General features: G+C 67.5%; 23 protein-coding genes. 11 read left to right on the forward strand and 12 right to left on the reverse strand.

What is annotated here, in order from left to right; all coding sequences use genetic code 11:
* Positions 1-29: 29 nt before the first annotated feature.
* The 5 genes from Q0P60_RS03570 (at position 30) to pgaD (ending at position 7,219) form a co-directional block, all read left to right on the forward strand.
* Positions 30-1,235, forward strand: coding sequence for an MFS transporter (locus Q0P60_RS03570; RefSeq protein ID WP_294988280.1), 1,206 nt, complete (start codon positions 30-32; stop codon positions 1,233-1,235).
* Positions 1,236-1,578: 343 nt separating this feature from the next.
* Positions 1,579-3,606 carry a poly-beta-1,6 N-acetyl-D-glucosamine export porin PgaA gene (pgaA, locus tag Q0P60_RS03575; RefSeq protein ID WP_294988283.1) on the forward strand — a complete coding sequence of 676 codons (2,028 nt, stop codon included), beginning with the start codon at positions 1,579-1,581 and terminating at the stop codon, positions 3,604-3,606.
* 1 nt (position 3,607) lies between these two features.
* Positions 3,608-5,494 carry a poly-beta-1,6-N-acetyl-D-glucosamine N-deacetylase PgaB gene (gene pgaB / locus Q0P60_RS03580; protein WP_294988286.1) on the forward strand — a complete coding sequence of 629 codons (1,887 nt, stop codon included), beginning with the start codon at positions 3,608-3,610 and terminating at the stop codon, positions 5,492-5,494.
* Positions 5,495-5,501: 7 nt separating this feature from the next.
* The gene (gene pgaC, locus Q0P60_RS03585; protein ID WP_294988498.1) at positions 5,502-6,752 is read left to right on the forward strand and encodes a poly-beta-1,6-N-acetyl-D-glucosamine synthase; all 1,251 of its coding nucleotides are present in this window, start codon (positions 5,502-5,504) and stop codon (positions 6,750-6,752) included.
* Positions 6,749-7,219, forward strand: a complete 471-nt coding sequence (gene pgaD / locus Q0P60_RS03590) for a poly-beta-1,6-N-acetyl-D-glucosamine biosynthesis protein PgaD (protein WP_294988289.1) — start codon at positions 6,749-6,751, stop codon at positions 7,217-7,219. Before pgaC ends, pgaD begins: the two co-directional genes overlap by 4 nt.
* A 102-nt stretch (positions 7,220-7,321) precedes the next feature.
* Here pgaD and Q0P60_RS03595 read toward each other — a convergent pair whose 3' ends face one another.
* The 11 genes from Q0P60_RS03595 to Q0P60_RS03645 form a co-directional block, all read right to left on the reverse strand.
* Entirely contained in the window at positions 7,322-8,593 is a 1,272-nt protein-coding gene (locus tag Q0P60_RS03595) for a glutamate-5-semialdehyde dehydrogenase (protein WP_294988292.1), read from the reverse strand.
* Positions 8,590-9,747, reverse strand: a complete 1,158-nt coding sequence (gene proB / locus Q0P60_RS03600) for a glutamate 5-kinase (RefSeq protein ID WP_294988295.1) — start codon at positions 9,745-9,747, stop codon at positions 8,590-8,592. Before proB ends, Q0P60_RS03595 begins: the two co-directional genes overlap by 4 nt.
* Before the next feature lie 11 nt (positions 9,748-9,758).
* Positions 9,759-10,022 (reverse strand): YciI family protein, encoded by a 264-nt coding sequence (locus tag Q0P60_RS03605; RefSeq protein WP_294988298.1) that lies wholly within the window; start codon positions 10,020-10,022, stop codon positions 9,759-9,761.
* Positions 10,022-11,317, reverse strand: coding sequence for an argininosuccinate lyase (gene argH, locus Q0P60_RS03610; protein WP_294988301.1), 1,296 nt, complete (start codon positions 11,315-11,317; stop codon positions 10,022-10,024). The genes Q0P60_RS03605 and argH overlap by 1 nt, the downstream gene beginning before the upstream one ends.
* Positions 11,318-11,337: 20 nt before the next feature.
* Positions 11,338-12,291: an N-acetyl-gamma-glutamyl-phosphate reductase gene (gene argC / locus Q0P60_RS03615; protein WP_294988304.1), complete on the reverse strand. Its 954-nt coding sequence runs from the start codon at positions 12,289-12,291 to the stop codon at positions 11,338-11,340.
* On the reverse strand, positions 12,288-12,890 hold the full coding sequence (locus Q0P60_RS03620) for a GNAT family protein (RefSeq protein ID WP_294988307.1): 603 nt from the start codon (positions 12,888-12,890) through the stop codon (positions 12,288-12,290). Before Q0P60_RS03620 ends, argC begins: the two co-directional genes overlap by 4 nt.
* 3 nt (positions 12,891-12,893) lie before the next feature.
* Positions 12,894-14,222 (reverse strand): acetylglutamate kinase, encoded by a 1,329-nt coding sequence (locus Q0P60_RS03625; protein WP_294988310.1) that lies wholly within the window; start codon positions 14,220-14,222, stop codon positions 12,894-12,896.
* A 75-nt stretch (positions 14,223-14,297) separates the two neighbouring features.
* Entirely contained in the window at positions 14,298-15,386 is a 1,089-nt protein-coding gene (locus Q0P60_RS03630; RefSeq protein WP_294988313.1) for an acetylornithine deacetylase, read from the reverse strand.
* Positions 15,387-15,569: 183 nt separating this feature from the next.
* The gene (locus Q0P60_RS03635) at positions 15,570-16,766 is read right to left on the reverse strand and encodes an argininosuccinate synthase (protein WP_294988316.1); all 1,197 of its coding nucleotides are present in this window, start codon (positions 16,764-16,766) and stop codon (positions 15,570-15,572) included.
* 119 nt (positions 16,767-16,885) lie between these two features.
* Positions 16,886-17,896 carry an N-acetylornithine carbamoyltransferase gene (locus Q0P60_RS03640; RefSeq protein ID WP_294988319.1) on the reverse strand — a complete coding sequence of 337 codons (1,011 nt, stop codon included), beginning with the start codon at positions 17,894-17,896 and terminating at the stop codon, positions 16,886-16,888.
* 319 nt (positions 17,897-18,215) lie between these two features.
* Positions 18,216-18,779 carry a hypothetical protein gene (locus Q0P60_RS03645; protein ID WP_294988322.1) on the reverse strand — a complete coding sequence of 188 codons (564 nt, stop codon included), beginning with the start codon at positions 18,777-18,779 and terminating at the stop codon, positions 18,216-18,218.
* 187 nt (positions 18,780-18,966) lie between these two features.
* Between Q0P60_RS03645 and cysS the strand changes: the two genes are divergently transcribed.
* The 3 genes from cysS to Q0P60_RS03660 are packed head-to-tail and all read left to right on the forward strand — an operon-like array spanning position 18,967 to position 22,094.
* Entirely contained in the window at positions 18,967-20,343 is a 1,377-nt protein-coding gene (cysS, locus tag Q0P60_RS03650; RefSeq protein ID WP_294988326.1) for a cysteine--tRNA ligase, read from the forward strand.
* Positions 20,344-20,397: 54 nt separating this feature from the next.
* Positions 20,398-20,850 (forward strand): SufE family protein, encoded by a 453-nt coding sequence (locus tag Q0P60_RS03655; protein ID WP_180868320.1) that lies wholly within the window; start codon positions 20,398-20,400, stop codon positions 20,848-20,850.
* Positions 20,847-22,094, forward strand: coding sequence for an MFS transporter (locus Q0P60_RS03660; RefSeq protein WP_294988331.1), 1,248 nt, complete (start codon positions 20,847-20,849; stop codon positions 22,092-22,094). Before Q0P60_RS03655 ends, Q0P60_RS03660 begins: the two co-directional genes overlap by 4 nt.
* 233 nt (positions 22,095-22,327) lie before the next feature.
* On the opposite strand, the gene dksA is transcribed toward Q0P60_RS03660, so the two are convergent.
* A complete protein-coding gene (gene dksA / locus Q0P60_RS03665; RefSeq protein ID WP_294988335.1) occupies positions 22,328-23,557 on the reverse strand; it encodes an RNA polymerase-binding protein DksA in 1,230 nt (409 codons plus the stop codon).
* A gap of 272 nt (positions 23,558-23,829) precedes the next feature.
* On the opposite strand from dksA, the gene yidD reads away from it, so the two are divergent.
* From yidD to Q0P60_RS03680, 3 genes are read left to right on the forward strand one after another with little or no spacing between them, the layout of a single operon-like run.
* Entirely contained in the window at positions 23,830-24,084 is a 255-nt protein-coding gene (gene yidD / locus Q0P60_RS03670) for a membrane protein insertion efficiency factor YidD (RefSeq protein WP_294988337.1), read from the forward strand.
* Position 24,085: 1 nt separating this feature from the next.
* The gene (locus Q0P60_RS03675) at positions 24,086-25,432 is read left to right on the forward strand and encodes a dihydroorotase (RefSeq protein ID WP_294988340.1); all 1,347 of its coding nucleotides are present in this window, start codon (positions 24,086-24,088) and stop codon (positions 25,430-25,432) included.
* On the forward strand, positions 25,432-26,280 hold the full coding sequence (locus tag Q0P60_RS03680; RefSeq protein ID WP_294988343.1) for a M23 family metallopeptidase: 849 nt from the start codon (positions 25,432-25,434) through the stop codon (positions 26,278-26,280). Before Q0P60_RS03675 ends, Q0P60_RS03680 begins: the two co-directional genes overlap by 1 nt.
* Positions 26,281-26,335 lie beyond the last annotated feature (55 nt).

The raw sequence follows: 26,335 nt of genomic DNA on the forward strand, positions 1-26,335 counted from the left end.
CCGGCGTGCGACACCTGCAAGGACCACCGATGAGTTCCTCCACTTCCGATTCGCCGTCGCTGCTGCACGGTCGCGTCCTCGCATTCGCCGCGATCCTGCTGGCTGCGATCAACCTGCGTACCGCCGTCACCTCGATCACGCCGCTGCTGGATGTACTCGGCCAGCAGTTCGGCTTCGGCACCACCATGACCGGCGTGCTCGGCATGCTGCCGACGGCGTCGTTCGCACTGTTCGGCGTCGCCACGCCGGCGTTGGCGCGGCGCCTGGGCCTGGAGCGCACCACGCTGCTGGCGATGGTGATGGCCATGGCCGGCCTGCTGCTGCGCTCCAGCGCCGGCAATGTCGGCACGCTGCTGTTCGGTTCGGTCGTCGCACTGGCCGGCATGGGTATCGGCAACGTAGTGGTACCGCCGCTGGTGAAGCGCTACTTCGCCAACAAGGTCGGCACCATGAGCACGCTCTACATCAGCGTGCTGCAGCTGGGCACGATGCTGCCCGCGCTGCTGGCGGTGCCGGTGGCCCATGCCGCAGGCTGGCGCGTGTCGCTGGGCATGTGGGCACTGCTGGCGCTGGCCGCCGCGCTGCCGTGGCTGGTACTGGCCACCCGCGCGCCGAAGCCGCAGGCCGATGCCACCGACCCCACCACGCAGCCGCACGGCAAGGTCTGGCGCACGTCGCTGGGCTGGAGCATGACGCTGATGTTCGGCATGACATCGCTGATGACCTATTCGATGTTCACCTGGCTGCCGCGCATCGTGGTCGAGGCCGGTGGCACGCCGGCGTTCGGAGGCGTGATGGTGGCCGTGTTCTCAGCCCTTGGCCTGTTGCCGTCGCTGGTCATTCCGTCGATGGCGGTGCGCATGCAGAACCCGTTCCCACTGGTGCTGATCGGCTTTTCCTCGTTCGTGATCGCCTTCGCCGGCCTGCTGCTGGCACCGATGAAGGCACCGCTACTGTGGGCCTGCCTGCTCGGCGTCGGTCCGTCCACGTTCCCGTTGGCGCTGACCCTGATCAACCTGCGTACCCGCACCCCGACCGGTTCGGCGGCGCTGTCCGGCTTCATGCAGGGCGTCGGCTACAGCTTCAGCTGCCTGGGCCCGTTCCTGGTGGGCTGGCTGCACACGGTCAGCGATGGCTGGACCCTCCCATTCAGCTTCCTGTTCGGCTGTGCCACGCTGATGCTGTGCGCCTCGTGGGTGGCCTGCAAGCCGCGCAAGCTGGAAGACCTCTGGTAAGCCGCGCCGGCGCGGCCTGGCGGACCCGACCGGTACCGGCGGGTCGCCGCACCAATCTTGACGCCGGACTGACAATCCCGGGCGGATAGTGCCCTGGAATGCCCGATCCTGCCGTCTGCCGGCAGCGGGCATGGGGGCGGCAGCCGCCGCCCAAGCCACCACTCGGTGTGCGGGGGACCTTCGTTTCAGACAAGACATTGCGGGTCGCTGTCCGGGTTGTACCCGTCCTGGCTGGGCGGGGATGCACGAAGGGCGTGACGCGGACACCGCTACGCCCAGTTCTGGCATGTGATGTGCGTCACATTTCTCAGGTAGTCTGGTCAGGAAGCCAAGGGGGTCCCCAATGGTTGTCCACCGCCGGCTGACGCTCTGCGTCGGCCTCGCCTGCACCGCTCTGGCCTGGGCCAGCAGCGCCGCCCCGCCGGACCGCACTGCGGCCCTGGCCGAGATTGGCCGCTATCGCGACCAGGCACGCTGGATGGACGCGCTGGGCGCGATCGAGCGTGCCAGCCAGCAGCAGCCCAACGATGACCTGTTGTTCAAGCTGCGGGTGCTTACCCTGGGCGACATCGGCAACGCCTGGCGTGCCTGGGAGCTTTACCAGCAGCGTCCAGCGCTGTTCGATGACGCCCAGCGGCAACGCCTGGAGGCCGACTACCTGGCCAAACGGGTGGTCTGGAGCCTGGCCTACAGCAGCAGCGAGGACAGCCGCCTGGAAGAAGCCGAGTCCACCCTGGCCCGCATGCAGCGCTACCTCGGCGGCGAAGGCACGCCGCCGGCAGCGGCACCGCTGCGGATCCGCCTGGACCGCCTGATCCTGCTCAACCGGCTGGGCCGCCACGCACAGGTGCGCGAGGAAGCACGGGCACTGCAGGCCGAAGGCCACACCCTGCCCGACTACGTGCTGCCAGCGGTGGGCGATTCGTTGATGGGCACCCTGCATCCGGAGGAAGCCATCCCGGTACTGCAGGCGGCCGTGGCCGGCGATCCCAGCCGCGATGCCTCGCGTTCGGAACTGGCCTACGCCTATCTGGAAAGCGAACAGCAGGAAAAGGCCATCGATCTGCTGCAGGCGTGGCGCGACAAGGAACCCGCCTGGCGCTGGAGCAATGGAAAATCGCCGTACGCCAACTGGTCGCGCTACGAAGCCGACCTGAACCTGGCGATGGTGCGCGCCTACAGCGGCGATCTGCACACGGCGCAGCAGGACCTGGAGGCGATGGTCGACATCGCACCGGGCAATGGCGGCCTGCAGAGCGCGCTCGGCAGCGTGTACATGATGCGCGGCTGGCCACGCAGGGCGCTGCAGCGACAGCAGATGGCCCATGCCCTCGACCCGCGCGACATCGAGCCACGGCTGGGCATGGAGGAGGCCTACGTCGCCCTGCAGCGCGATGACCTGGCGCGGCCACTGCATGACGATCTGCTCGCGCGCTATCCCACCCAGCCCGCGGTCGAGCGCATGGACCAGGCCTGGCGCGCCCATCGCGGCTGGCAGCTGAAGGCCTGGACCGACCTCGGCCGCAGTTCCGGCGGCGGCGGCACCTCGCCGCTGGGCAACAACGACCGCCGCTACGGCATGGAAGTGCAGACACCGGTACTCGACGACCGCTGGCGGCTGTTCGCCTTCGCCGACCGGCGCTCGATCGACTTCCAGGACCAGCGCATCGACCCGCTCTGGCTGGGCGCGGGCGTGCGCTACCGCTTCGGCCAGCTGGATGCGGAAGCAGCGGTGCTGCGTGCCAACGACCACATCGGCGATACCGGCCTGCGCGTTGGCCTCGGCTGGCAGTTCAACGACGACTGGCACGCAGGCCTGGTGGCCGCCCGCAACGACCCGGACGCGTCGATGCAGGCGCGCGTGGCCGGCATCACCGCCGACAGCGTGAGCGCGCAGGTCGACTACCGGCGCAGTGAACTCACCCATTGGATGTTCGGTGCCAGCCGTTTCCGTTACGACGATGGCAACCATCGCGAACTGTTCAGCACCAGCCTCGAGCAACGCCTGCTGACCCGGCCGCGCTGGCTGGTCGATGGCCTGGCCAGCGCCTATGCCAGTCGCGGCAGCCGCGACGATGCGCCCTACTTCAACCCGAAGCGCGATCGCATGGTCGAGATCGGGCTGCGCATCGACCAGCAGCTGTGGCGGCATTACGAGCGCCATTTCAGGCACCGGCTGACGGTCTCGCTGGGCGACTACTGGCAGGATGGCTTCGGCAGCGCGCTGGTGCCGTCGGTGTCCTACATGCACGAGTGGCAGCTGGGCACGGGCCGCGTGTTCGAGTACGGCGTGCGCTGGTCGCGGCCGGTCTACGACGGCCATCGCGAGCGCCATCTCGGCTTCGAAGCCGCACTGCGCTGGGGAGAATGACATGACCCGCATCCTGCGACTGATCGTGCTCCTGCTGCTGGCCACCGCCCCCCCGGTCTTCGCGCAGCAGGCCCTGCATCTGGACGCGGTCGACAACGGCCTGCTGATCCTCAGCTACCACGACATCCGCGACCAGGTGGCCGCCAAGGGCGATGCCGACAGCTATGCGGTGAGCACGCAGAACTTCGCCGCGCACCTGGACTGGCTGGGCGCGCATGGCTATCACCCGGTGTCGCTGTCACAGCTGATCGAGGCCTCGCAGGGGCGCGCCACGCTGCCGCCGAAACCGGTGCTGCTGACCTTCGACGACGGCCTGCGCAGCGTGTATGACAAGGCCTTTCCGCTGCTGCAGGCGTACCACTATCCCGCGCTGGTGGCGGTGATCACCGACTACGTGGACATGGCACCGGGCCGCACCATCGACTACGGCTACCGCTCCTTCGGGCACGACGATTTCGTCACCTGGGCGCAGCTCAGGCAGATGCACGACAGCGGCCTGATCGAGGTCGCAAGCCATACCGACGACCTGCACCACGGCGTGCCGGCCAATCCGCAGGGCAACTCGACGCCGGCCGTGGTGACCCGCATCTACCGCGCGGCCACCCGTAGTTATGAGAGCGAGGCCGAGTACGAGCAGCGCCTGCGCAACGATCTCGCACGCAGCGCGCAGCGCATCGAGCAGCACCTGGGCGTGCGCCCCCGTGCCATCGTCTGGCCGTACGCCGCCTACAACCAGTTGAGCAACGACATTGCCGAGCAGCTGGGCATGCCGGTTTCGTTCGACCTGGAAGGCCGCAGCACGCCGGTGGCCAGCGACCTGCACGGGCTGGCGCGCCTGCTGGTAAGCGACAACCCGACCGTGGAGGGCCTGGCCTACGAGCTGCGCCGCGACGTGGCGTTGGATGGCATCCGCGCGCTGCAGGTCGATCTGGATGATGTCTATGACGCGGACCCTGCACAGCAGGCGCGCAACCTCGATGCGCTGGTCGAACGGGTCAAGCGCATCGCGCCGACCCACGTCTACCTGCAGGCGTTCGCCGATCCGGACGGCAACAACACCGCCGATGCGCTGTACTTCCCGAACCGGCACATGCCGATGCGTGCCGACCTGTTCAGCCGGGTTGCCTGGCAACTGAAATCACGCGCCGGGGTGAAGGTCTATGCATGGCTGCCGGTGCTCGGCTTCGAACTGCCGGACCCGCTGCAGCGCAAGGCACTGGCGATCCACAACGGCGATGCCGATGGCATGTACCGGCTGGACTTCACCAACCCGCAGGCCCGCCAGATCATGCTCGACATCTACGAGGACCTGGCGGTCAATTCCTACTTCGAGGGCCTGCTGTTCCATGACGACGGCTACCTGCGCGACACCGAGCTGCCTGCGCTGGCGGCCGGTGATGGCGGCAGCGCGCGCACCCAGGCGCTGATCGATTTCACCCTGGCACTGCGTGACAGCGCACAGCGTTGGCGACCGAAGCTGGCCACCGTGCGCAACCTGTACGCCGAACCGGTGCTGCGGCCGCAGAGCGAAGCCTGGTTCGCGCAGCGGCTGGACCTGTTCAACAAGGCCTATGACCAGACCGCGCTGATGGCGATGCCGTGGATGGAAGGCAGCCGCCATCCGGAACGCTGGCTCGACCAGCTGCTGGCTGCGGTCCGCGCGCACGATCCACAGCTGCAGCACACGCTGTTCGAGCTGCAGACCGTCGATTGGCGCAGTGGCCAACCGATTCCCGCCGAGCGCCTGCGCGCGCAGATCCGCCAGCTGCAGGCACAGGGCGTGCACCACTTCGCCTGGTATCCGGACGACTTCATCGCCGACCAGCCTTCCACCCACGATGCCCGTGCGGCGATGTCCGCCGGCAACTTCCCGTACCCGGAGAAGTGACGTGGACATGCATCCGCTGCTGCAGATCCTGTTCCAGTTCGCCTTCTACTATCCGATGGTGATGGCGTTCTTCTGGATGTCCGGTGGGCTCTACTACTACTTCCGGCGCGAACGCCACTCGGCCGCGCGCAATGATCCACCGCTGATGGTCGAGCCACCGTTCGCGACCCTGCTGATTCCGTGCCACAACGAGTCGGAGAACCTGGACGACACCCTCGGTTCGGCGCTGGCACAGCGCTACCCCGCCGACTATGAAGTGATCGCCATCGACGACGGCAGCAGCGACGATACCGGCGCCCGCCTGGAGGCGCTGGCCGCCAGGCACCCACGGCTGCGCGTACTGCACCTGGACCGCAACCTGGGCAAGGCCAACGCCCTGCGCATGGGTGCACTGGCAGCGCGCTCGGAATACCTGGTGTGCATCGACGGCGATGCGATGCTGGAAGAGCACGCGCTGCACTGGATGATCTGGCACCTTGTCAGTGGCAGCCGGGTCGGCGCTGTCACCGGCAATCCGCGCATCCGCAACCGTTCCACCCTGCTCGGCCGGCTGCAGGTGGCTGAGTTCTCCTCGATCATCGGCATGATCAAGCGCGCCCAGCGCGTCTATGGGCGCATCTTCACCATTTCCGGGGTGATCGCCGGCTTCCGCCGCACCGCACTGCACCAGGTCGGCTGGTGGGCTGACGACATGGTCACCGAGGACATCGACATCAGCTGGCGCCTGCAGCGGGCGCACTGGGACATCCGCTACGAGCCCAACGCGCTGTGCTTCATCCTGATGCCGGAAACCCTGAAGGGCCTGTGGCGGCAGCGGCTGCGCTGGGCCCAGGGCGGCGTGGAAGTGATGCTTCGGCATGCGCGCTCGCTGCTGCACTGGAAGGAACGACGCATGTGGGGCGTGCTGCTGGAGTACGTGCTGAGCGTGATCTGGGCCTACACCATGCTGTTCATCGTGGTGCTGTGGGCGCTGGGAAAGTTCATCGACCTGCCGCCGCAGCTCTACATCGCCAGCCTGCTGCCGCAGTGGCATGGCGTGATCCTGGCATTGGTCTGCCTGCTGCAGTTCGCCAGCAGCCTGATCATCGACCGTCGTTACGAAACACAGATTGGACGCAACTACTTCTGGGTCATCTGGTACCCGATGGCGTACTGGCTGATCAGCCTTTCCACCACCCTGGTGGCGCTTCCGAAGACCCTGCTGCGTCGCCGCAGCAAGCGCGCCACCTGGACCAGCCCTGACCGGGGGATTCGATGAACGCCCAGCATCCTTCCAACCGCTTCGACTCGCGGATGATCCGCAAGCCGCATCGCCAGCCCCGCTTCCAGCGCACCGCCTGGGGCTTTGTCACCCTCGCCTTCTGGGGGTTCTACTTCTACCTGTGGGCTCCGCTGGTCACCCTGTTTTCCTGGCTGGTCGGCGGGCAACTGGCCTGGCAACAGCTGTACGAGCGACAGAACCAGTTCGATCCGTACGTGCTGGTCGCGCTGCCGCTGATCCTGCTGTGCGCCAGCATCCTGCTGATCGGCTGGGCCGAGTACAACCGCGCGCGTTTCCGTGGCCACGACCGGCGCCTGCCACGGCCTGCGGCCAGCCTCAATGAAGTGGCGGCCGACCTCGGTGCCAGTACCGGGCTGGCCGAACGGCTGCTCGGCTGCAAGGCTGCCACCCTGCACATGGACGAGCACGCACGCCCGGTGGGCATCCGCCGCGAAGTGCTGTGACACGCCGCAGGTCGTGCCGGCCGCTGGCTGGCATCCACAGAGCATCCACGCATGGCGTGGATCTACTGCCTATGCAGCCCGCTGGCCGGCATCCAGGTCTCCTCAGGCCCGGGTCTGGCCTTCGCCGCGCACAACGAAGCGCTCGACGGTGAGCGCTTCCAGGCCCATCGGCCCGTAGGCATGCAGGCGCGTGGTGGAAATGCCGATCTCGCTGCCGAGGCCAAGCTGGCCACCATCGGAGAAGCGCGACGAAGCGTTGACCATCACCACCGCCGAGCGCAGTGCATTGACGAAACGCTCGGCATGGCCGGCATCGCCGGTGGCGATCACTTCGGTGTGGTCGGAGGTATAGCGGCGGATGTGCGCAATGGCGGCATCGAGATCGTCGACCACGCGCACCGCCAGCACCAGGTCAAGGAACTCGGCGGCATAGTCGTCCTCGCTGGCCGCCGTGCTGCCCGGCAGCAGCGGCTGCGCCTGCGCATCGGCACGCAGCTGCACGCCACGCTCGCCGAGCGCCTGCGCCACCCGCGGCAGGAATGCTGCCGCGGCATCACGGTGCACCAGCAGCGTCTCCAGCGAGTTGCAGGCCGCCGGGCGGCTGCACTTGCCATCCACCAGCAGGTCGACGGCCATGCCAAGGTCGGCACTGGCATCCACGAACAGATGGCAGACCCCCTTGTAGTGCTTGATCACCGGTACCCGCGCATGCTCGGCCACGAAGCGGATCAGGCCTTCGCCGCCACGCGGGATCGCCAGGTCGATCAGCTCGTGCAGCTGCAGCAGCTCCAGCATGGCCTCGCGGCGCAGGTCGGTCAGCACGGTCACCGCGGCCGCCGGTACACCCTTGGCCTGCAAGGCACCGGCCAGCGCCTGCGCGATCGCGGTATTGGAATGGAGGGCCTCGGAGCCGCCGCGCAGGATCACCCCGTTGCCTGCCTTCAGGCACAGCGCTGCGGCTTCGGCGGTCACGTTGGGGCGCGCCTCGTAGATCATCGCGATCACTCCCAGCGGCACGCGCACCTTCTGCACGCGGATGCCGTTCGGGCGCACATCATCGCGGGTTACCTGGCCGACCGGGTCCGGCAACCCCGCCACTTCACGCACGGCGTCGGCCATGGCCAGCAGACGTGGCGGGTCCAGCGCCAGGCGATCGAGCATGGCACTGCCCACGCCCTTTTCGCGTGCAGCCGCAAGGTCGCGTGCATTGCCGGCCAGGATCAGCCCGGCATTCACTTCCAGCGCTTGCGCCATCGCCATCAACAGCGCGCGCCGGGCTGCGCTGTCGAGGCCAGCCACGATCTGGGCCGCATCACGGCAGGCACGCGCCTGTGCTTCGATTCCGCTCATGGGAGTGTCCTTCAAACCGGTCATGGCAGCACCAGATCGTCACGATGGACGACACTGCCGCCGTAGTTGTAGCCCAGCACGGACTGGATGTCGCGCGAATGATGGCCCGCGATCCGGCGCACGTCATCGGCTGCGTACTGGCTGACGCCACGGGCCACACAGATACGGCCCTGCGGTGCATCCCAGCACACTTGCACCATGTCACCGCGGCGGAACGCGCCCTCCGCACCGGTGATGCCACCGGCCAGCAGCGAGGCGCCCTTCTCGCGCATCGCCTGTGCCGCACCGGCGTCGATGACGATCGCGCCGTCGGCCAGCGGCGCGTGCCGCAGCCAGTGCTTGCGCGCCGCCTCACGGCTGCGTGCAGCGTGGATGCGGGTGCCGAACAGGCGGTCCTGCGCCAGCGCGCGCACCACGTCGCCGTGGCGGCCATTGAACAGGTAGGTCTCGATGCCGAGGCGGCCCGCCTTCGCGGCGGCCTCCAGCTTGGTGCGCATGCCACCGGTGCCGGCGCGCGAGCCGGCGCCGCCGGCCATCGCCAGCACCTCGTCGCTCAGTTCGGGCACCTCGTGCAGCGGCCGTGCATCGGCAACCGTGCGGGGGTCTGCGCTGTACAAGCCGTCGATATCGGTGGCGATGAACAGCGCATCGGCGTCGACCAGTGCCGCCACGGTCGCGGCCAGGTTGTCGTTGTCACCGAGCTTGAGCTCATCCACCGACACGGTGTCGTTCTCGTTGACCACCGGCAGTGCGCCCAGCCGCAACAGCTCACTGAGCGTGGCGCGGGCATTGAGGTAGCGACGGCGATTGCGCAGGTCATCGTGGGTGAGCAGGACCTGCGCCACCGGGCGTTCGAAGAAGCGCTGCCAGAGACCGATCAGCTGGGCCTGGCCGAGCGCGGCCAACGCTTGCCGCGCCGCCATTGCCGCCCCCGGTTCATCGGCCCGCGGCAGGATCGCGCGACCTGCGGCGACCGCGCCGGACGACACGATCACCACTTCGCGCCCGGCCAGCACATTGGCCGAAACGAACTGGGCCAGGCCCAGTGCATGCCGCGGTGACAGGCCGCCGCCATCGGCGGCCAGCAGGCTGCTGCCGACCTTCAACACCGCACGCCGCCACGGTGGCAACCGCTGTTCCGGGAACGGCGAGGCGACAGCGGCGGCATGCAGGGTCATCGGTCAGGGCCTCAGCGGGTGTTCCATTCGTGCACGGTCAGGTCGGACGCCTGCATCGTCACCAGCGGATCGGTGGCAACAATGGCCTGCGCCTGCGCCAGGCTTTCCACGTTGCACAGCACATAGGCACCCCCACTGCCATCGGCGAATCCACCGGTCAGCTGCAGCTTGCCCTGGGCCTGCAATGCCTCAAGGAAATCTCGGTGTGGCTGCACCGCGGCAGCATCGAAGTCCGGCCGCCGCATCGCCAGCACCAGGTACACGGTGGCGGCCATCAGGACAGCGCCTGCCAGCGTGCGCGCAGCTCATCCAGGCGCAGGTCGGACGCCGAGCCCGGCGACACGCGCGCAGCCAGGCTGCCTTCCGGGGTGCGTCCCTGCCCTGCGCTTTCGGCGCCCGCCGCAGCAGCCTTGTAGGCTTCCCGGAACGGTACGCCGGCGACCGCCGCTTCCACCGCAACGTCGGTGGCGTACATGCCCGAGTCGATGGCCGCGCGCAGCCTGTCGTCGCGCCATTCCAGGTTCGCCAGCAGCGCCGGCAGCAGTTCCAGTGCGGCCAGGCCGCGGCCGAAGCCATGGAAGATGGCGCCCTTGGACGACTGCAGGTCGCGGTGGTAGCCCGAGGGCAGCGACAGCAGCTGCTCGATCTCGGTGCGTGCCGCGGCAACGCTGGCGTGGGTCGCGCGCATCAGTTCGATCACATCCGGGTTGCGCTTGTTGGGCATGATCGAGCTGCCGGTGGTGTACTGCGCCGGCAACGCCACGAAGCCGAACTCGGCGCTGGTGAACAGCGACAGGTCCCAGGCGATGCGGCGCAGGTCCAGGGTTGCGCCGCCGAGGGCTTCCAGTGCGGCCAGCTCGAACTTGCCGCGCGACAGCTGCGCGTAGATCGGCGACACCTGCATGCGTGCAAAGCCGAGTGCGGCAGTGGTGTGCTCGCGGTCCAGCGGCAGGTTCACGCCATAGCCGGCGGCGGTGCCAAGCGGGTTGGCATCGACCAGGGCGTGGGTATCACGGGCGCGGACGGCATTGTCGATGAACGCCTCGGCCCAACCCGCCCACCACATGCCGGCCGAGGACACCACCGCGCGCTGGATGTGGGTGTAGCCGGGAATCGGCAGCGCCTTCTCGGCCTCTGCGCGATCCAGTGCGACCTTGGCCACTTCGGCACTGAGCTGGGCCACGCGCTGCAGCTTCTCCTTCAACCACAGGCGGGTCGCGACCAGGATCTGGTCGTTGCGGCTGCGCCCGGTGTGGATCTTGCGGCCGGCATCGCCGAGGCGCTCGGTCAGCCGCGCCTCGATCGCCGAGTGGCCATCCTCGTACTGCGTATCCAGCACGAAACGGCCCTCGCGGAAGTCCTGCGCCAGCAGCTCCAGCTCGCGCAGCAGGCCAGCCAGTTCATCGGCGCTGAGGATGCCGATGTGCTGCAGGCCCTGCGCATGCGCGGCACTGGCGGCGATGTCGTGCAGGAAGAACTCGCGATCGAGGATCACGTCGTCGCCGGCGAGGAAGGTCTGGATCTGTGCGTCGACGGCGACGCCGGGCTTCTGCCAAAGAAGGTCTGCCATGGGGGCTCCGGATTGCGTGTTCAGTGCGGGATCGACGTCAGTTCGTCGATGCCCAGCGCGAGATTGAGATTCTGCATGGCCTGGGTGGCCGCGCCTTTCAGAAGATTGTCCAGGGTCGCCACCACCACCACCCGCTTGCCACCCGGGGCCAGGGTGAAGCCGCCGACCTGCGCACCATGGCGGCCGGCGATGCGGCTGACCCACGGCGCTTCATCCACGACGTCGATGAGTGCTTCGCCGGCATAGGCCTGCTGGAAGCGCTCGATGATCTGCTCGCGGGTCTGCACCCGGTTCAGCCACAGGTTGGCGGTAAGCGTGATGCCGCGGAAATGCGGGGCGACGTGCGGCATGAATTCGACCGCCACGCCCAGCTGCACCGACACCTCGCGCTCGTGCACGTGGTTGGTCAGCGCGTACGGCATCAGGTTGTCGGCCAGCAGTTCGACGTTGTTCTTGTCCGACGGCGTGGTACCGGCACCAGAATAGCCGGACACGCCAAAGCACTGCGGTGGGCCGGCCAGCAGGTCCAGCAGCGGATGGACCGCCAGCTGCATGGCCGTGGCATAGCAGCCCGGGTTGCTGATGTGCTTCTGGCCGTTGTAGCGGTTGCGGGTCAGCTCCGGCAGGCCGTAATACCAGCTGTTGTCGAAACGGTAATCGGCCGACAGGTCCACGATCACGGTGTCCGGCCTGGCCGCCTCCAGTGCGGCCACGAACGGTGCGGCAAGGCCATTGGGCAGGGCCAGGATCACCGCATCCACGCCCTTGGCGGCCACCGCGGCGGCGTCCAGGTTCTCGTACTGCAGCTCGCCCTGGAACTCCGGATGGTGGTCGGACAGGCGCTGCCCGGCGCGCTCGCGCGAGGATACGAATGCCAGCTTCAGGCGCGGGTGGGCGGCCACCAGCTTGATCAGCTCGGCGCCGGTATGGCCGCGGGCACCGACGATGCCCAGGGTGAAAGTCGAATCGTTCATGCGTGGCTGTCCAGGCGGTACTGCAGATGGCGCTTCACGCCCTGCCATTCCGTATCGATGATGGAGAAGATGACGGTGTCGCGCGGCGTGCCATCGGGGTGCCGCTTGTGGTTGCGCAGCACGCCGTCCTGCTTGGCGCCGAGGCGGGCGATGGCGGTGCGCGAGGTGAAGTTGAACCAGCTGGTCTCCAGCACCACGCTGATGCAGCCCATGGCCTCGAAGGCATGCTGCAGCAGCAACAGCTTGGCTTCGGTGTTGGCGCCGGTGCGCTGCACGCGCGGCGTGTACCAGGTGTAGCCGAGGCTGAGCCTGGGCACGCCGGCATCCAGGTCGTAGAAGCGCGTGCTGCCGATGATGGCGCCGGTCGCATCACGGATCACGAACGGCAGTGCCTTGCCTTCGGCCTGCGCCTTCAGCGCGGCCTGCACGTACGGCTCGACCTGCTGCGGCGCCGGCACCTGGGTGTACCAGAGCTGGTCCAGGCCACTGCCTTCGAGCGCGTCGCACAGGCCCGGCACGTGTTCGAGCTGCAGCGGCTGCAGGGTCACGTGCCGGCCGCGCAGCGTGGGGACTGCATTCCAGGCGTCGGTAGTGCTCATCACTTACCCCTGCAGGCTCGGCGCGCGCCGCGCACAGTGGTCGACATAGGTCTTGATGCGGTCGATGCCGTCGGCGCCGAACCAGAATACCTTCCAATGGTCCTGCTTGTAGCAGCCCTCGGATTCGGCATAGTAGAAGTGGTTGATCGGGTTGCCGTGGCGCGAGCGCCAGAACAGCTGCGGGGTTTCCTCCAGCATCACGTTCCACACCGCCCGGCCCAGGCCCTCGCCCTGCGCATCGTCCAGCACCGCGAACTTGTCCAGGTACACGCCCTCGGCCTCGTCGGTGAGGATCACCGCGGTGCGGTAGTTCTCGCTGACGTAGGCGCGCAGCAGCCGGGTCTTGTCGAAGTAGTCCGGCACCAGGGTGCGGCCGAAGCTGGATTCGATCAGGCCCTTCAGCCGCGGCAGGTCCAGTTCGTTCCAGGCGGTGGCGCGCAGCACCTTCTCGCCCTTGCGCACCAGCGTGCCCGAGCCCTTGTGGGTGAACAGCTCCTTGGCCAGGTCGGCCGGGCGGGTGATCGACACCGACGATTCCAGCGGCAGGCGGTCGAGCAGGTCCTTGATCTGCTCGATCTTCACCTTCATGCCACCGTGGATCCACGGCTGCGCGATCAGGTGGTCGTACTCGGTGGACAGGTTGATCGAATCGATCACATTGCCCTGCTCGTCCAGCAGGCCGCCGGTGCCGGTCAGGAAGATGATCTTGTACGGCTGCAGTTCCTGCACCAGCTCATTGGCGGCAAAGTCGGCGTTGACGTTGAGGATCTGGCCACCGGCAGTCTCGCCGAGGCTGGTGATGACCGGAATCGAGCCCGCGCGCAGGCTGGCCTCGATCGGCGCCAGGTTGACCTTCTTCACCTCGCCGACCAGGCCGTAGGTATCCACGTCCAGGTACTCGGCCTCGAACACGCCACCGGTGATCGAGGTGGCACGCGCACCGTTCTGCTGCAGCGCCTCGACCAGGCGCAGGTTGGACTGCTGGAACACCCGGCGCACGATCGCCAGCGCTTCCGGCGAGGTCACGCGCAGGCCGTTGACGGTCTGCTTCTCGATGCCGGCTGCGGACAGCTCGGCATCCAGCTGCGGGCCGGCACCGTGCAGCACGATCGGGGTCAGCCCGACTTCCTGCAGGAACGACAGCGAGGACGTCAGCGCGTCGAGGTCGTCGCGCAGCACCGCGCCGCCGACCTTGACCACGGCGAAGCGCTTGGCGTCCAGCTGCGAGAAGCGCTTGAGGTACTGGCTGATCTCCTTCGCGCTGGCCATGCTCGAAAGCAGGCGCACGATGGTCTGGCGGGTCTGGCGGTGGGGCTGGAGGGCAGGAGACATTTCGGTTTCGTCACAGGCGGCGGTCGCCGCGTTGCAGTTCCACCCGGCCGGGGCCGGGCGGCGTTGTGGGGTCGATCAGGCGCCGGCGGCGATGATGCGGTGCACGGCGTCGGTATAGCGCTGCAGCTGGTCCAGCGTTACGAACTCGTCGGCGGTGTGGGCCTGGGCGATGTCACCCGGGCCGAACACCAGGGTGGTGTAACCGGCAGCGGAGAACAGCGAGGCTTCGGTCCAGAAATCCACCGCGTTGCCGATCGGCAGCTCCAGCGCATCGGCCACGTCGCGCGCCAGCAGGCGGCGGTTTTCGGCCTCGGCGATGTCGCCGGCAGGCAGGCTGGGGCCACGGAAGGTTTCGGTGAACAGCGCCGCTTCCGGCTCGGCGAACCCGGCAAACGTCGCCAGCAGCCCGTCGATGTCCATCGACGGCAGCGGGCGGAAGCCGAAGCGCACTTCGGCGGCCGGCGCGATCATGTTGGCCTTGATCCCGCCTTCTACGCGACCGATGTTGAAGCGAAGCCCGGTCAGCCCGCCGAAGCGGGCCGAGGCCAGCGATTCCACGTGGTCCAGCGCACGGTTGCCCCAGCGCATGGCCTGGTGCAGTGCGCTGGCGGCGGCATCCTGCTTGCCGGAGGCATGGCCGGCACGGCCGGCGAACTGCATCAGCACCGAACTGATGCCCCGGTGTGCCAGCACTGCTTCGCTCATGGTCGGCTCGGCGACCAGCACCGCTTCATAGGGCAGCCCGCGGGCCAGGAACGCGGCGATGCAGCGCGGATCGTTGGCCTCCTCGTCACTGGAGAACAGGAACGCGGCATCGCCGTTGCTGGCATTGGCCGCAGCCACCAGCGCGGCAGCAGCGCCCTTGATGTCACAGACGCCGAGGCCGACCACGCGGTCGTCGAGGCGGCGCATCACGTGCGGGTCGGCACTCCAGTGCGGCGAATCCGGCACGGTATCCAGATGCACGTTGAACAGGTACTTCGGCGTCCCACGCACCGCGTACAGGCTGACCGCACCGGCACCGTGGTCGATCACCTCGACATGGAAGCCGGGCAGGTTCGCACGCAGGTAATCGAAGATGCCACCGGTGGTGATCGCACGCGGCGGATTACGGGTGTCGAAGGACACCAGGGCCTGCAGGTGATCGAGCGTCTGTTCAAGCATGAATCAACAGTTCCTGTGATGCCGCCATCAACCTTGGCTGGAGGAGAGCCCCCTTCCTGTTGAAGGGGGCGCGCCAACGGCGCAGGGTCAAGGTGGAATGCGCGGGCAAACCGCTTGCGGTTTGCTCAAGGGGGCGCGCCGAAGGCGCAGGGTCAAGGTGAAATGCGTGGGCTCGTGCTCAAGTCAACCACGGTTGACTTGAGCAAACAGCGTCGAGCTCATGCCGAACAGCTTGATGAAGCCCTCGGCCTCCTCCACGCCCCAGTCGGCCGACTGCGCGTAGGTGGCCCCCTTGGCATTGAGCAGGTGCGGCGACTTCACCGCCACCGCATCGACGCGGCCGCCACGGGTTTCCAGCACCACTTCACCGTTGACCTTGGCCTGCGAGGACTTCAGGAAGGCCTCGATGTCGGTCTTCAGCGGGTCGTGGTAGAAGCCTTCGTACACCAGCTCGACCCACTTGCGCGCCACGTCCGGCTTGAAGCGGTTCTGCTGCTTGGTCAGCACGGCGTCTTCCAGCGCGCGGTGCGCGGCCAGCAGCGAAACCAGGCCCGGGGCCTCGAACACGATGCGGCCCTTCAGGCCGATCACGGTGTCGCCGGTGTAGACGCCGCGGCCGACACCGTACGGGGCGAACAACTTGTTGAGCTGGGCCAGGATCTGGTCGCCCGGCAGCGCCTTGCCGTTCAGTTCAACGGCTTCGCCTTCGACGAACTTCAGGCTGACGGTCAGTGCCTGCTCCGGCCATTCGCTGCGCGGCGAGCACCAGCCACGGGCACCCTCGCCCGGCGCCTCCCAGCGATCGATCTCGCCACCGGACATGGTCACACCCAGCAGGTTCTCGTTGATGGTGTAGGCCTGCTGCTTGGCACGCACGCCGAAGCCGCGCTCTTCCAGGTACTTCTGCTCGTAAGCGCGGGTCTGGGTGTGTTCCTTCTGGATCTCGCGGATCGGCGCGATGATCTGGTAGTCGCCCAGCGCCTTCACCGCCAGGTCGAAGCGGACCTGGTCATTGCCCATGCCGGTGCAGCCGTGGGCGATGATGTTGGTGCCCAGCTCGGCAGCGCGCTTCAGCGCGGCGTCGACGATCAGGTAGCGGTCCGACACCAGCAGCGGGTACTGGCCCTGGTAGCCCTCGCCGGCCCAGACGAACGGCTTGACGAAGCCTTCCCAGATGGCCGGGCCGCCGTTGACGGTGACATGGCTGGTCACGCCCAGCTCGGCGGCGCGCTTCTCGATGAAATCGCGTTCTTCGTCATCCACGCCGCCGGTGTCGGCGAACACGGTATGCACGTTGTATCCGCGCTCCTGCAGGTACGGCACGCAGAAGCTGGTATCGAGGCCGCCGGAGAAGGCGAGGACAACGTCTTTGTTGCTCATGGGGGTCAGGTCCACTTGGAAGATGAAAGTTCGGTAGCGCCGACCGTTGGCCGGCTGAAACGTGGGATGCGCCGCTGCGGGAGCAGCCGACCAACGGTCGGCTCTACCCCTTGTTCGATTCAGCGCCCGGCAACGGCCGCCATGATCGCCTTCTGCACGTGCAGGCGGTTCTCGGCTTCGTTGATGGCGATGCACTGCGGCGAATCCATCACCGCATCGGTGGCCTTCACGTTCCGGCGCAGCGGAAGGCAATGGCTGAACACGCCATTGTTGGTCATTGCCATCTTCCGCTCGTCAACGATGAAGTGCTTGAACTGGTCGCGGATCGGCTTTTCCGGCTCCCAGTTGCCGAAGAACGGCAGCGCGCCCCAGCTCTTGGCGTAGACCACGTCGGCGCCGGCGTAGGCGCTGTCGATGTCATGGCTGATCTTCAGCGAGCCACCGCTCTCGGCCACGTTCTGCTCGGCCCAGCCCATGTAGCGGTCATCGAGGATGTAGTCGGCGGTCGGGCACAGCAGGGTCACGTCCATGCCCATGCGGGTGGCGATGGTCAGCGCCGAGTTGGCCACTGCGGTGTTCAGCGGCTTCGGGTGGTAGGTCCAGGTCAGCACGTACTTCTTGCCGCGCAGGTCCTGGGTGCCGAAGTGCTCCTGCAGCGCCATGATGTGGGCCAGTTCCTGGCACGGGTGGGTGATGGTCTCCATGTTGATGACCGGCACCGGCGAGTACCTGGCGAAGCTGTTGAGGACGATGTCCTGGCGGTCGTAGGCCCAGTCGATGAACTTCGGGAACGCACGCACCGCAATGATGTCGCAGTAACGGCCCAGCACCTTGGCCACTTCAGCGATGTGCTCTTCGGTATCACCGTCCATTACCGTGCCGAGGTTGAACTCGATCGGCCACGCATCCTTGCCCGGCTGCAGCACCACCGCGTGGGCACCGAGCTGGAACGCGCCCAGTTCGAAGCTGGTGCGGGTGCGCATGGACGGGTTGAAGAACACCAGCGCGATCGACTTGCCCTTGAGCTGGTCGCCGAGCTTGTTGCGCTTGAACAGCGCGGCCTGGGTCAGCAGCGCGTCAAGATCGCTGCGGCTCCAGTCCTGGGTGTTCAGGAAGTGCTTGGGGGACATCATCTTTCCTTGCGTGGCGGCGCCGGGGTCGACGCGGTGGAAGGGAAAAGCAGGAACCAAAGGTGGAGCGAAAAGGTTGCAGTTGCAGCTTTCAGGACGCGGAAACGAAAAAACCCAGCCGGAGGGCTGGGTTTTTTTCGGACGAACAGCAGAAAGCTCCGGTTACCCAGCGAGGATGTGGGGTTCCGGTCGACGCGCACGCGAGGTCATGCCCGACGCCTGTCGGGCTGCGCTGCTGTCGTGCTGGAAGTCGGTGAGCTTCATGGTCAACCATCTTTGCATGCGGCCGGGGCCGGCGCAAGGGGCCGGGGTCGCAGAATCAGGGATTGCTGGCGGTGCCCTGCTCCGGGCCGACCCAGGGGGTGATCGACACCCGGATCTTGAGCCGGTTGCCGGGGTCTTCCGGCAGCCGCGAGCGGTACTTGGTGCCCTTGTAGACATAGTCCACGTCGTAGGCGATGGGCCGGCGGAATTCACGCCCCACCGGCACGATGCGGCAGTCACGGGTCAGCATCGGGCCGTTGTTGGCCGGGGCCGGGGCGGGCGTCTCGACGGCGGCCTCCTCCGAACCCTCCTCGTCGCTGCGCTTGAACATCGAGCGGACCGAATCCCAGAAGCGGCTGATCCGGCCCTTGTCCTCGACCGGCTCCTCACCGGTGACATTGACCGGGGCCAGGGTCCGGGTCGAGATCGGCTCGCAATGCTCCTCGGTCCGGGTCGCGCGCAGGGTCTGGAACACCGGCTCGACGTTCAGCACCTGTGCGTAGTCGAACTTCACGTTCTCCACGATCACCACCCGGTTGCGCGGCTCGGCCTCCTGCGCCTGGGCCACGGCGGCCGTCGCCGACAGGCAGGCCAGGGTCAGCAACGCGGTGGATTTCATTGGCGACGGGAGCAAGGACACGGCAATAGTGTAGGCAGTGACGAGCGCAAGGGGCTGAACATTACCCGTCCACGCCGCTCCTGCCCACCCCACCTTGGGCGGAGCCGGCGTCCACCGGTGGCAACCGGCGCCCCAAAGGGCCCCGACACGTTCTAAAATCACAGGCTTGTCCCCCAGCCACAGCCCCATGACCCTGCGCCTGCACAACAACCTGACTCGCCAGCTCGAACCGTTCACCCCGCTCGACCCGGCCTGTCCGACCCTGTATGTGTGCGGCCCCACGGTCTACAACTACGTGCACATCGGCAACGCCCGTGGCCCGGTGGTGTTCGGGGTCCTGGCCGACCTGCTGCGGCGCCGTTTCGGCGCGCTGCGCTACGCCCGCAACATCACCGACGTCGACGACAAGATCAACACCGCCGCACGCGAACAGGGCGTGCCGATCAGCACCATCACCGACCGCTTCGCCGCTGCTTACCGTGAAGACATGGCCGCACTGGGCGTGGTACCGCCGGACATCGAACCGGAGGTGACCGCGCACATGCCGCAGATCATCACCATGATCGAGCAGCTGATCAGCAACGGCCATGCCTACGCCGCCGAAGGCCACGTGCTGTTCGCGGTAGCCAGCTTCGACGGCTACGGCAAGCTCTCGCGCCGCGATCCGGAAGAGATGCTGGCCGGCGCCCGTGTCGACGTGGCCCCGTACAAGCGCGACCCCGGCGACTTCGTGCTGTGGAAGCCGTCCGGTGACGACCTGCCCGGCTGGGAATCGCCCTGGGGCCGTGGCCGCCCGGGCTGGCACATCGAATGCTCGGCGATGGCCGCCGCCCATCTGGGCGAGACCATCGACATCCATGCCGGCGGTGTCGACCTGCAGTTCCCGCATCACGAGAACGAGATCGCGCAGAGCGAATGTGCCCACGGCGGCAGGATCTTCGCCCGCTTCTGGCTGCACAACGGCATGCTCAACTTCGGCGGCGCCAAGATGAGCAAGTCGCTGGGCAACATCGAGCGCGTGCATGACTTGGTGCGCCAGCATCCGCCGGAAGCGCTGCGCCTGGCCCTGCTGTCGGCCCATTACCGGCAGCCGCTGGACTGGTCCGATGGCCTCATCGAGCAGTCGGTGCGCACCCTGGACCGCCTGTACGGCACGCTGCGCGAGCTGGCGTCGATCGAGGCCGGCGCGGTGATCCCGGCCAGCGTCGAGGCCACCCTGGACGATGACCTGAACACCCCGCAGGCGCTGGCCGAAGTCGCCCGCATCGCCGCCGACGCACGTCGCGCCACCGATCCGGCCGAGCAGGCGCGCCTGAAGAGCGAACTGCTGGGTGCCGGGCTGGCGCTGGGCCTGCTGCAGGCCGATCCGGCCCAGTGGTTCGGCACCGCCGCCGGCGATGACGGCGACGATGCACGCATCCAGGGCCTGATCGACGAGCGCGCCGCCGCCAAGAAGGCGCGCGATTTCGCTCGTTCCGACGCCATCCGCGACCAGCTGGCCGCCGAAGGCATCGTGCTGGAAGACACCCCGCAGGGCGTACGCTGGTCGCGCAAGCGCGGCTGACCCGCCCTGCCCCGTGGCCGGCCTGCCGGCCACGCCCCCACTGTAGAGACTGTTGTGACCGACTCCCCGTTCCCGCTTGAACCCACCGCCGCCGAGGCCCAGACCGCCATCGCCGAGGAATTCGGCTTCTTCGGCGACTGGTCCGAGCGCTATCAGTACCTGATCGACCTCGGCCGCAAGCTGCCGCCCTTCCCGGAAGAATGGAAGACCGAAGAGCACCGCCTGCTCGGCTGCCAGTCGATGGTCTGGATCGTGCCGGAAGGCAACGCGCAGTCGCTGCGCTTCCATGCCATCAGTGACTCGGCCATCGTTTCCGGCCTGATCTTCCTGGCCCTGCGCGTCTACTCCGGGCGTTCGGCGCAGGAGATCCTGGACACCGAACCGAGCTACATCCAGGACATCGGCCTGGCCCGTCACCTCTCGCCAACCCGCAGCAACGGCGTCGCGGCGATGCTGGCCTTCATCCGCGAGACCGCGCAGGCCCAGCTGCAGCGCGATCCTTCGTGAGCGAGCCTGCCACGGCCGAAGACACCGCGCTGGGGCTGCTATCCCGGCCCGGTTTCGCCAAGCTGCTGGCGTACCGCATCTTCGCGATGCTGTCCTACCAGGTGGTGGCGGTCACCGTCGGCTGGCATATCTACGAAGTCACCCGCAATCCGTTCTCGCTGGGCCTGGTCGGCCTGGCGGAAGTGCTGCCGTTCTTCTGCGTTGCCCCGTTCGCGGGCTACCTGGTCGACCACCTGCCGCGCCGCCGGCTGGGCATGGTGGCCTGCTCCGGGTTGATCTCCACCGCCCTGGTGCTGACCTGCGTGGCCAAGGGCTGGCTGCCCTTTGCAGGCGTGTGGCCGATCTATGCCGCCATCGCGCTGACCGGCATGGTCCGCGCCTTCCTGTCACCGATCTACAACGCGCTGTTCGCCCGCGTACTGGCACGCGATCAGTTCGCGCGCGGCGCCGGCCTCGGCGCCGTGGTGTTCCAGGCGGGCATGGTGGCCGGCCCGGCACTGGGTGGCGTACTGGTCGGCCTGGGTGGCAAGGGGCTGTCCTATGCGGTGGCCACCGGCTTCGCACTGGTGGCGATGGCCTGCCTGGCCACGCTGAAGGTGGAGGAACCGGTGCATGCCGGCCCGGCTGCGCCGATCTTCCAGAGCATCGCCGAAGGCGCGCGCTTCGTGGTCGGCAACCGGATCATGGTCGGCGCGATGGCGTTGGACATGTTCTCGGTACTGCTGGGCGGCGTGGTGGCGATGCTGCCGGCATTCCTGCACGAGATCCTGCACCACGGCCCCGAAGGCCTTGGCATCCTGCGCGCGATGCCGGCACTGGGTTCGGTATGCGTCGGCCTGTGGCTGGCCCGCCACCCGCTGCAGCGCAACGCCGGCCGCGTGCTGCTGTTCGCGGTGGCCGGCTTCGGCCTGTGCGTGATCAGCTTCGGGCTGTCGCAGCACTTCTGGCTGTCGGCGCTGATCCTGCTGTTCTATGGCGCCTTCGACGGCGTCTCGGTGGTGATCCGCTCGACCATCCTGCAGCTGGCCACGCCGGAAGAGATGCGTGGGCGCGTATCGTCGATCAACGGCATCTTCATCAGCTCCTCCAACGAGCTGGGCGCGTTCTATGCCGGCAGCATGGCGCGCCTGCTGGGGCTGGTCCCGGCGGTGGTGCTGGGCGGCTTCGCGGTACTCAGCGTGGCCGGGATCACGGCATGGAAGAACCCGACGTTGCGGAAACTGAATCTTCGCGACCTGCAATAGAGCGGATTTCCGTGCGCCCACGCGCCGGTAGCGACGGGCCATGCCGGGCGGGCGCTACAAGCGGACCCAACAGCTTCACCGCTTTTTCTGTAGAGCCGAGCCCATGCTCGGCTGCTTTTGCTTTGCTTTGCTTTGAGCCGAGCATGGGCTCGGCTCTACAGGGGCCGCCCCACCGCCCAACAAAAAACCCGGCCGGAGCCGGGTTTTTCGCGTGACCTGGCAACAGCCGGGAATCAGTCGCCCTGCTGCTTCTGCAGGTGTTCCCAACGCTCCTGGGCGTCGATGGTGCGCTCGGCAGTCAGGCGCGCCTCCAGGCGCTCCAGGCCGATTTCTTCGCCGGTGTCCACGCAGTAGCCGTAGTCGCCGGCTTCCAGGCGCTTCAGCGTGCTGTCGATCTTGCCGATCAGCTTGCGGTAGCGGTCACGCGTGCGCAGCTCCAGCGAGTTTTCGGTCTCGCGGGTCGCGCGCTCGGCTTCGTCGCCGATGTCACGCACTTCCTCGCGCAGGTTCTCGATGGTCTGCTTGGACTCTTCCACCAGGTCGGCGCGCCAGTTCTGCAGGCGCTGGCGGAAGTACTCCTGCTGCAGCGGGCTCATGTATTCCTCTTCCGAGGACGGCTTGTAGCCAGCCGGCAGGATCGGGCGGCCAGTGGCCTCGTCGGTCTTGTACTCGACCACCTTGTACTTGCTGCGCGGGGCCGGTGCCGCCGAACGGGCGGCGACGGCCACGGCAACCTTGCCGACAGGGCGCGACACGGTCTTCGGGGCGGAATCGGATTTCACGGCGGTTTTGGCAGGCGATTTCGAAACGGGCACGGGATTCTTGGATTGCGGGGCCTTCGATGCAGCAGGAGCGGCGGCCGGGGCCGGCTTGGAGGCCGGCTGGGCTGCTGCCACTGCCACGGTCTTGGCCGGGACAGGCTTGGCCGGAGCCGGCTTGGCGGCAGGCTTCGGTGCGGACTTCACTACAGGGGCCGGTGCCGGCTTGGCGGCCGGCGCGGCAACATTCTTGGCAACTTTCTTTACAGCGGCAGGCGCGGCGACCGGCTTGGCCACAGCGACCTTCTTCGCTGCCGGCTTGGCGACCGGCGTTGCTGCAGCCTTCTTCACCACCGCCTTCGGCGCCGGCTTGGCTGCGGCCTTCTTCGCCACCGGCTTGGCGGCGGTCTTCTTGACCGGCGCGGCCTTGCTGGCAGCCTTCTTCACCACCGGCGCCTTCTTGCTGGCTACCGCTGGCTTGGCCTTGGCGGGCGCAGCGGCCTTTTTCGCCGCAGGCTTGGTCGCCTTGACCGGTGTTTTCTTCGCGGTGGCCTTCCTGGCCGCCGGTTGCGAGGACGCTGCCTTGGTCGCCGGCTTGCTGGCCGGCTTCTTGGCAACGGGCTTTGCCGCCAACTTCTTCACAACAGGCTTGGCGGTTTTCTTGGCGGCCGTTGCGGCCTTCTTTGCAGTTTTTTTAGCAGCCACGAAACGCTCTTCCTTGGATTCCCCGGGGCCCGGGAAAGCGGGCCTTTATAGCCTACCCGACCCGCAGCAGCAACCTCGGCAGCCCTGCTCCATTCAGTCCTGGAGTCAAGGCGCCCAAGGGGCAGTCCGACGAACACGGACCGCCTCGCGCGGTACGGAACCTGGCCAGCACCCGAGGGTGCTGGTACCGGTCGCAGGCCATCGGCGACATGCGACCAACGGCCCATCCTGCACAAATGCGGCCTTCATGCCAACTGGCATAAGATGACTGGGTGATCTCGCGCCTGCTCATTGCCCTGCTGCGCTGCTACAAGCGCTTCATCAGCCCCCTGCTGGGGCCGCGCTGCCGTTTCGTGCCGAGTTGTTCTGAATACGCGATGGACGCCATCTCGCGGCACGGCCCGCTGCGCGGCAGCTGGCTGGCCGCGTGCCGGCTGGGCCGCTGCCATCCCTTCCATCCCGGTGGCTTCGACCCGGTGCCCGAGTCTCCCGATGCCCCCTCTTGCCGTTGCACAGGAAAACACTGACATGTCCTCCACGCTCATCACCAACGCCCGCATGGTCAACGAAGGCCGCACCTTCGACGGCGACCTGCGCATCGAGAACGGCCGCATCGCGCAGATCGGCAGCGGGCTGGTGCCCCGCGAAGGCGAGCAGGTGGTGGATGCGGCCGGGCGCTGGCTGCTGCCCGGCATGATCGATGACCAGGTGCACTTCCGCGAACCGGGGCTGACCCACAAGGGCGACATCGCCAGCGAATCGGCGGCGGCCGTGGCCGGTGGCCTGACCAGCTTCATGGACATGCCCAACACCAATCCGCCGACGCTGGATTCGACCATCCTCGAAGCCAAGTACGAGCTCGCACGCGGCCGCGCCTGGGCCAACTACGGTTTCTACCACGGCGCCAGCAATGACAACCTGGAGGCCATCCGCGCCCTGGACCCGAAGAAGGCGCCAGGCGTGAAGGTGTTCATGGGTGCCTCGACCGGCAACATGCTGGTCGACAATCCGGAAACGCTGGACGCGATCTTCCGCGAATGCCCGACCCCGATCATCACGCACTGCGAAGACACGCCGATGATCGATGCCAACCTGAAGGCTTTCCAGGAGAAGTACGGCGATGCGCTGACCCCGGACATGCACCCGGACATCCGTTCGCGCGAGGCCTGCATCAAGTCGACCCGGCTGGCGATGTCGCTGGCGCGCAAGCACGGCACCCGCCTGCATGTGCTGCACATCTCGACCGCCGACGAGCTTGCGCTGTTCGAGAAGGGGCCGCTGATCCGCGCCGATGGCAGCCGCAAGCAGATCACCGCCGAAACCTGCGTGCACTTCCTGCATTTCGCCCGCCCGGACTATGCGACCAAGGGCAACCTGATCAAGTGCAACCCGGCGATCAAGGAGGTGGCCGACCGCGAAGCGATCACCGCTGCGCTGGCCGATGACGTGCTGGACGTGCTCGCCACCGACCATGCCCCGCACACCTGGGAAGAGAAGCAGAAGCCGTACGCCCAGGCACCGTCGGGCCTGCCGCTGGTGCAGTACGCGCTGGTCGCCGCGCTCGAGCGCGTGCACGAGGGCAAGCTGACCCGCGAGCAGGTGGTGCAGAAATTCGCGCATGCGCCGGCGCAGCTGTTCGACGTGGAAGAGCGCGGCTTCCTGCGCGAAGGCTATTTCGCCGACCTGGTGCTGGTCGAAGACGTTCCGTTCACGGTCAAGCGCGAGGACGTGCTGTCCAAGTGCGGCTGGTCGCCCTTTGAAGGCACCACGTTCCGCTCGCGCGTGGCTTCCACCTGGGTCAACGGCCAGCTGGTGTGGGATGGCAACGCACTGGTGGGCGAACCCGCCGGCCAGCGCATGACCTACGACCGCTGATGCGCGGCGCGCTCCTGGTCGGGGTGCTGCTGCTGGCAGCGCCCCTGTTCCCGGCACCTTCGGCACAGGCGCAGGATGGTATCGGCAGCCTGATCGACAGCCGCGTGGTGTTCCCGGCCAGCGCGTCGCAGGGCGCACTGGTGATCGGCAAGGTCCCCGCCGGCAGCCGCGTGCAGTACGCCGGCCGCCAGCTGCGGGTGAGTGGTTATGGCAGCGTGGTATTCGGCATCGGCCGCGACGAGAAGGGCCCGCTGCGCGTGCAGGTGCAAACTCCCGATGGTGGCAGCGAAACCGCGACCATCGCCGTGACGCCGCGTGACTGGCCGACCGAGCGGGTCAATGGCGTGCCGCCGAAGACGGTCAATCCGCCACCGGCGATTGCCGAGCGGATCAAGCGCGAGCAGGCGCAGGTGACTGCCGCGCGTGCCCGCGATGACGACCGCACCGACTTCACCCAGACCTTCATCTGGCCGGTACAGGGCCGCATCAGCGGACGCTTCGGCAACGCACGCGTCTACAACGGCCAGCCCGGTGCCGGCCATTCCGGCATGGACATCGCCGTGCCGACCGGCACGCCGGTGAAGGCCCCCGCCGCCGGCATCGTCACCTTCGCCGGCCCGGACCTGTACCTGACCGGCGGCACCCTGCTGCTTGATCACGGCTTCGGGGTCAGCTCGAATTTCCTGCACCTGTCGCGCATCGACGTGAAGGTGGGGGACCGTGTCGAGCAGGGCCAGGTGATCGCCGCGGTGGGCGCCACCGGCCGTGCCACCGGCCCGCACCTGCACTGGGGCATGAACTGGTTCGACACCCGCATCGACCCGCTGCTGGTGCTGGAACGGAAATAACGACGGAAACAACGGCGGTTGTTTCCCGCGGCCGGTACCGCCGGGAACAACCGCG

The sequence above is a fragment of the uncultured Stenotrophomonas sp. genome (genome assembly GCF_945952405.1).
Lineage (GTDB): Bacteria > Pseudomonadota > Gammaproteobacteria > Xanthomonadales > Xanthomonadaceae > Stenotrophomonas.

Coding starts and splice junctions, on each gene's coding strand:
- Q0P60_RS03645 (WP_294988322.1), bottom strand. CDS start 18,779: ATGAAATCCACCGCGTTGCTGACCCTGGCCTGCCTGTCGGCGACGGCC.
- argH (WP_294988301.1), bottom strand. CDS start 11,317: ATGGCAGACCTTCTTTGGCAGAAGCCCGGCGTCGCCGTCGACGCACAG.
- Q0P60_RS03605 (WP_294988298.1), bottom strand. CDS start 10,022: ATGGCCGCCACCGTGTACCTGGTGCTGGCGATGCGGCGGCCGGACTTC.
- Q0P60_RS03570 (WP_294988280.1), top strand. CDS start 30: ATGAGTTCCTCCACTTCCGATTCGCCGTCGCTGCTGCACGGTCGCGTC.
- Q0P60_RS03595 (WP_294988292.1), bottom strand. CDS start 8,593: ATGACCGGTTTGAAGGACACTCCCATGAGCGGAATCGAAGCACAGGCG.
- proB (WP_294988295.1), bottom strand. CDS start 9,747: ATGACCCTGCATGCCGCCGCTGTCGCCTCGCCGTTCCCGGAACAGCGG.
- Q0P60_RS03635 (WP_294988316.1), bottom strand. CDS start 16,766: ATGAGCAACAAAGACGTTGTCCTCGCCTTCTCCGGCGGCCTCGATACC.
- Q0P60_RS03630 (WP_294988313.1), bottom strand. CDS start 15,386: ATGCTTGAACAGACGCTCGATCACCTGCAGGCCCTGGTGTCCTTCGAC.
- Q0P60_RS03640 (WP_294988319.1), bottom strand. CDS start 17,896: ATGTCCCCCAAGCACTTCCTGAACACCCAGGACTGGAGCCGCAGCGAT.
- pgaA (WP_294988283.1), top strand. CDS start 1,579: ATGGTTGTCCACCGCCGGCTGACGCTCTGCGTCGGCCTCGCCTGCACC.
- pgaC (WP_294988498.1), top strand. CDS start 5,502: ATGCATCCGCTGCTGCAGATCCTGTTCCAGTTCGCCTTCTACTATCCG.
- cysS (WP_294988326.1), top strand. CDS start 18,967: ATGACCCTGCGCCTGCACAACAACCTGACTCGCCAGCTCGAACCGTTC.
- Q0P60_RS03675 (WP_294988340.1), top strand. CDS start 24,086: ATGTCCTCCACGCTCATCACCAACGCCCGCATGGTCAACGAAGGCCGC.
- argC (WP_294988304.1), bottom strand. CDS start 12,291: ATGAACGATTCGACTTTCACCCTGGGCATCGTCGGTGCCCGCGGCCAT.
- Q0P60_RS03625 (WP_294988310.1), bottom strand. CDS start 14,222: ATGTCTCCTGCCCTCCAGCCCCACCGCCAGACCCGCCAGACCATCGTG.
- pgaB (WP_294988286.1), top strand. CDS start 3,608: ATGACCCGCATCCTGCGACTGATCGTGCTCCTGCTGCTGGCCACCGCC.
- Q0P60_RS03680 (WP_294988343.1), top strand. CDS start 25,432: ATGCGCGGCGCGCTCCTGGTCGGGGTGCTGCTGCTGGCAGCGCCCCTG.
- pgaD (WP_294988289.1), top strand. CDS start 6,749: ATGAACGCCCAGCATCCTTCCAACCGCTTCGACTCGCGGATGATCCGC.
- Q0P60_RS03620 (WP_294988307.1), bottom strand. CDS start 12,890: ATGAGCACTACCGACGCCTGGAATGCAGTCCCCACGCTGCGCGGCCGG.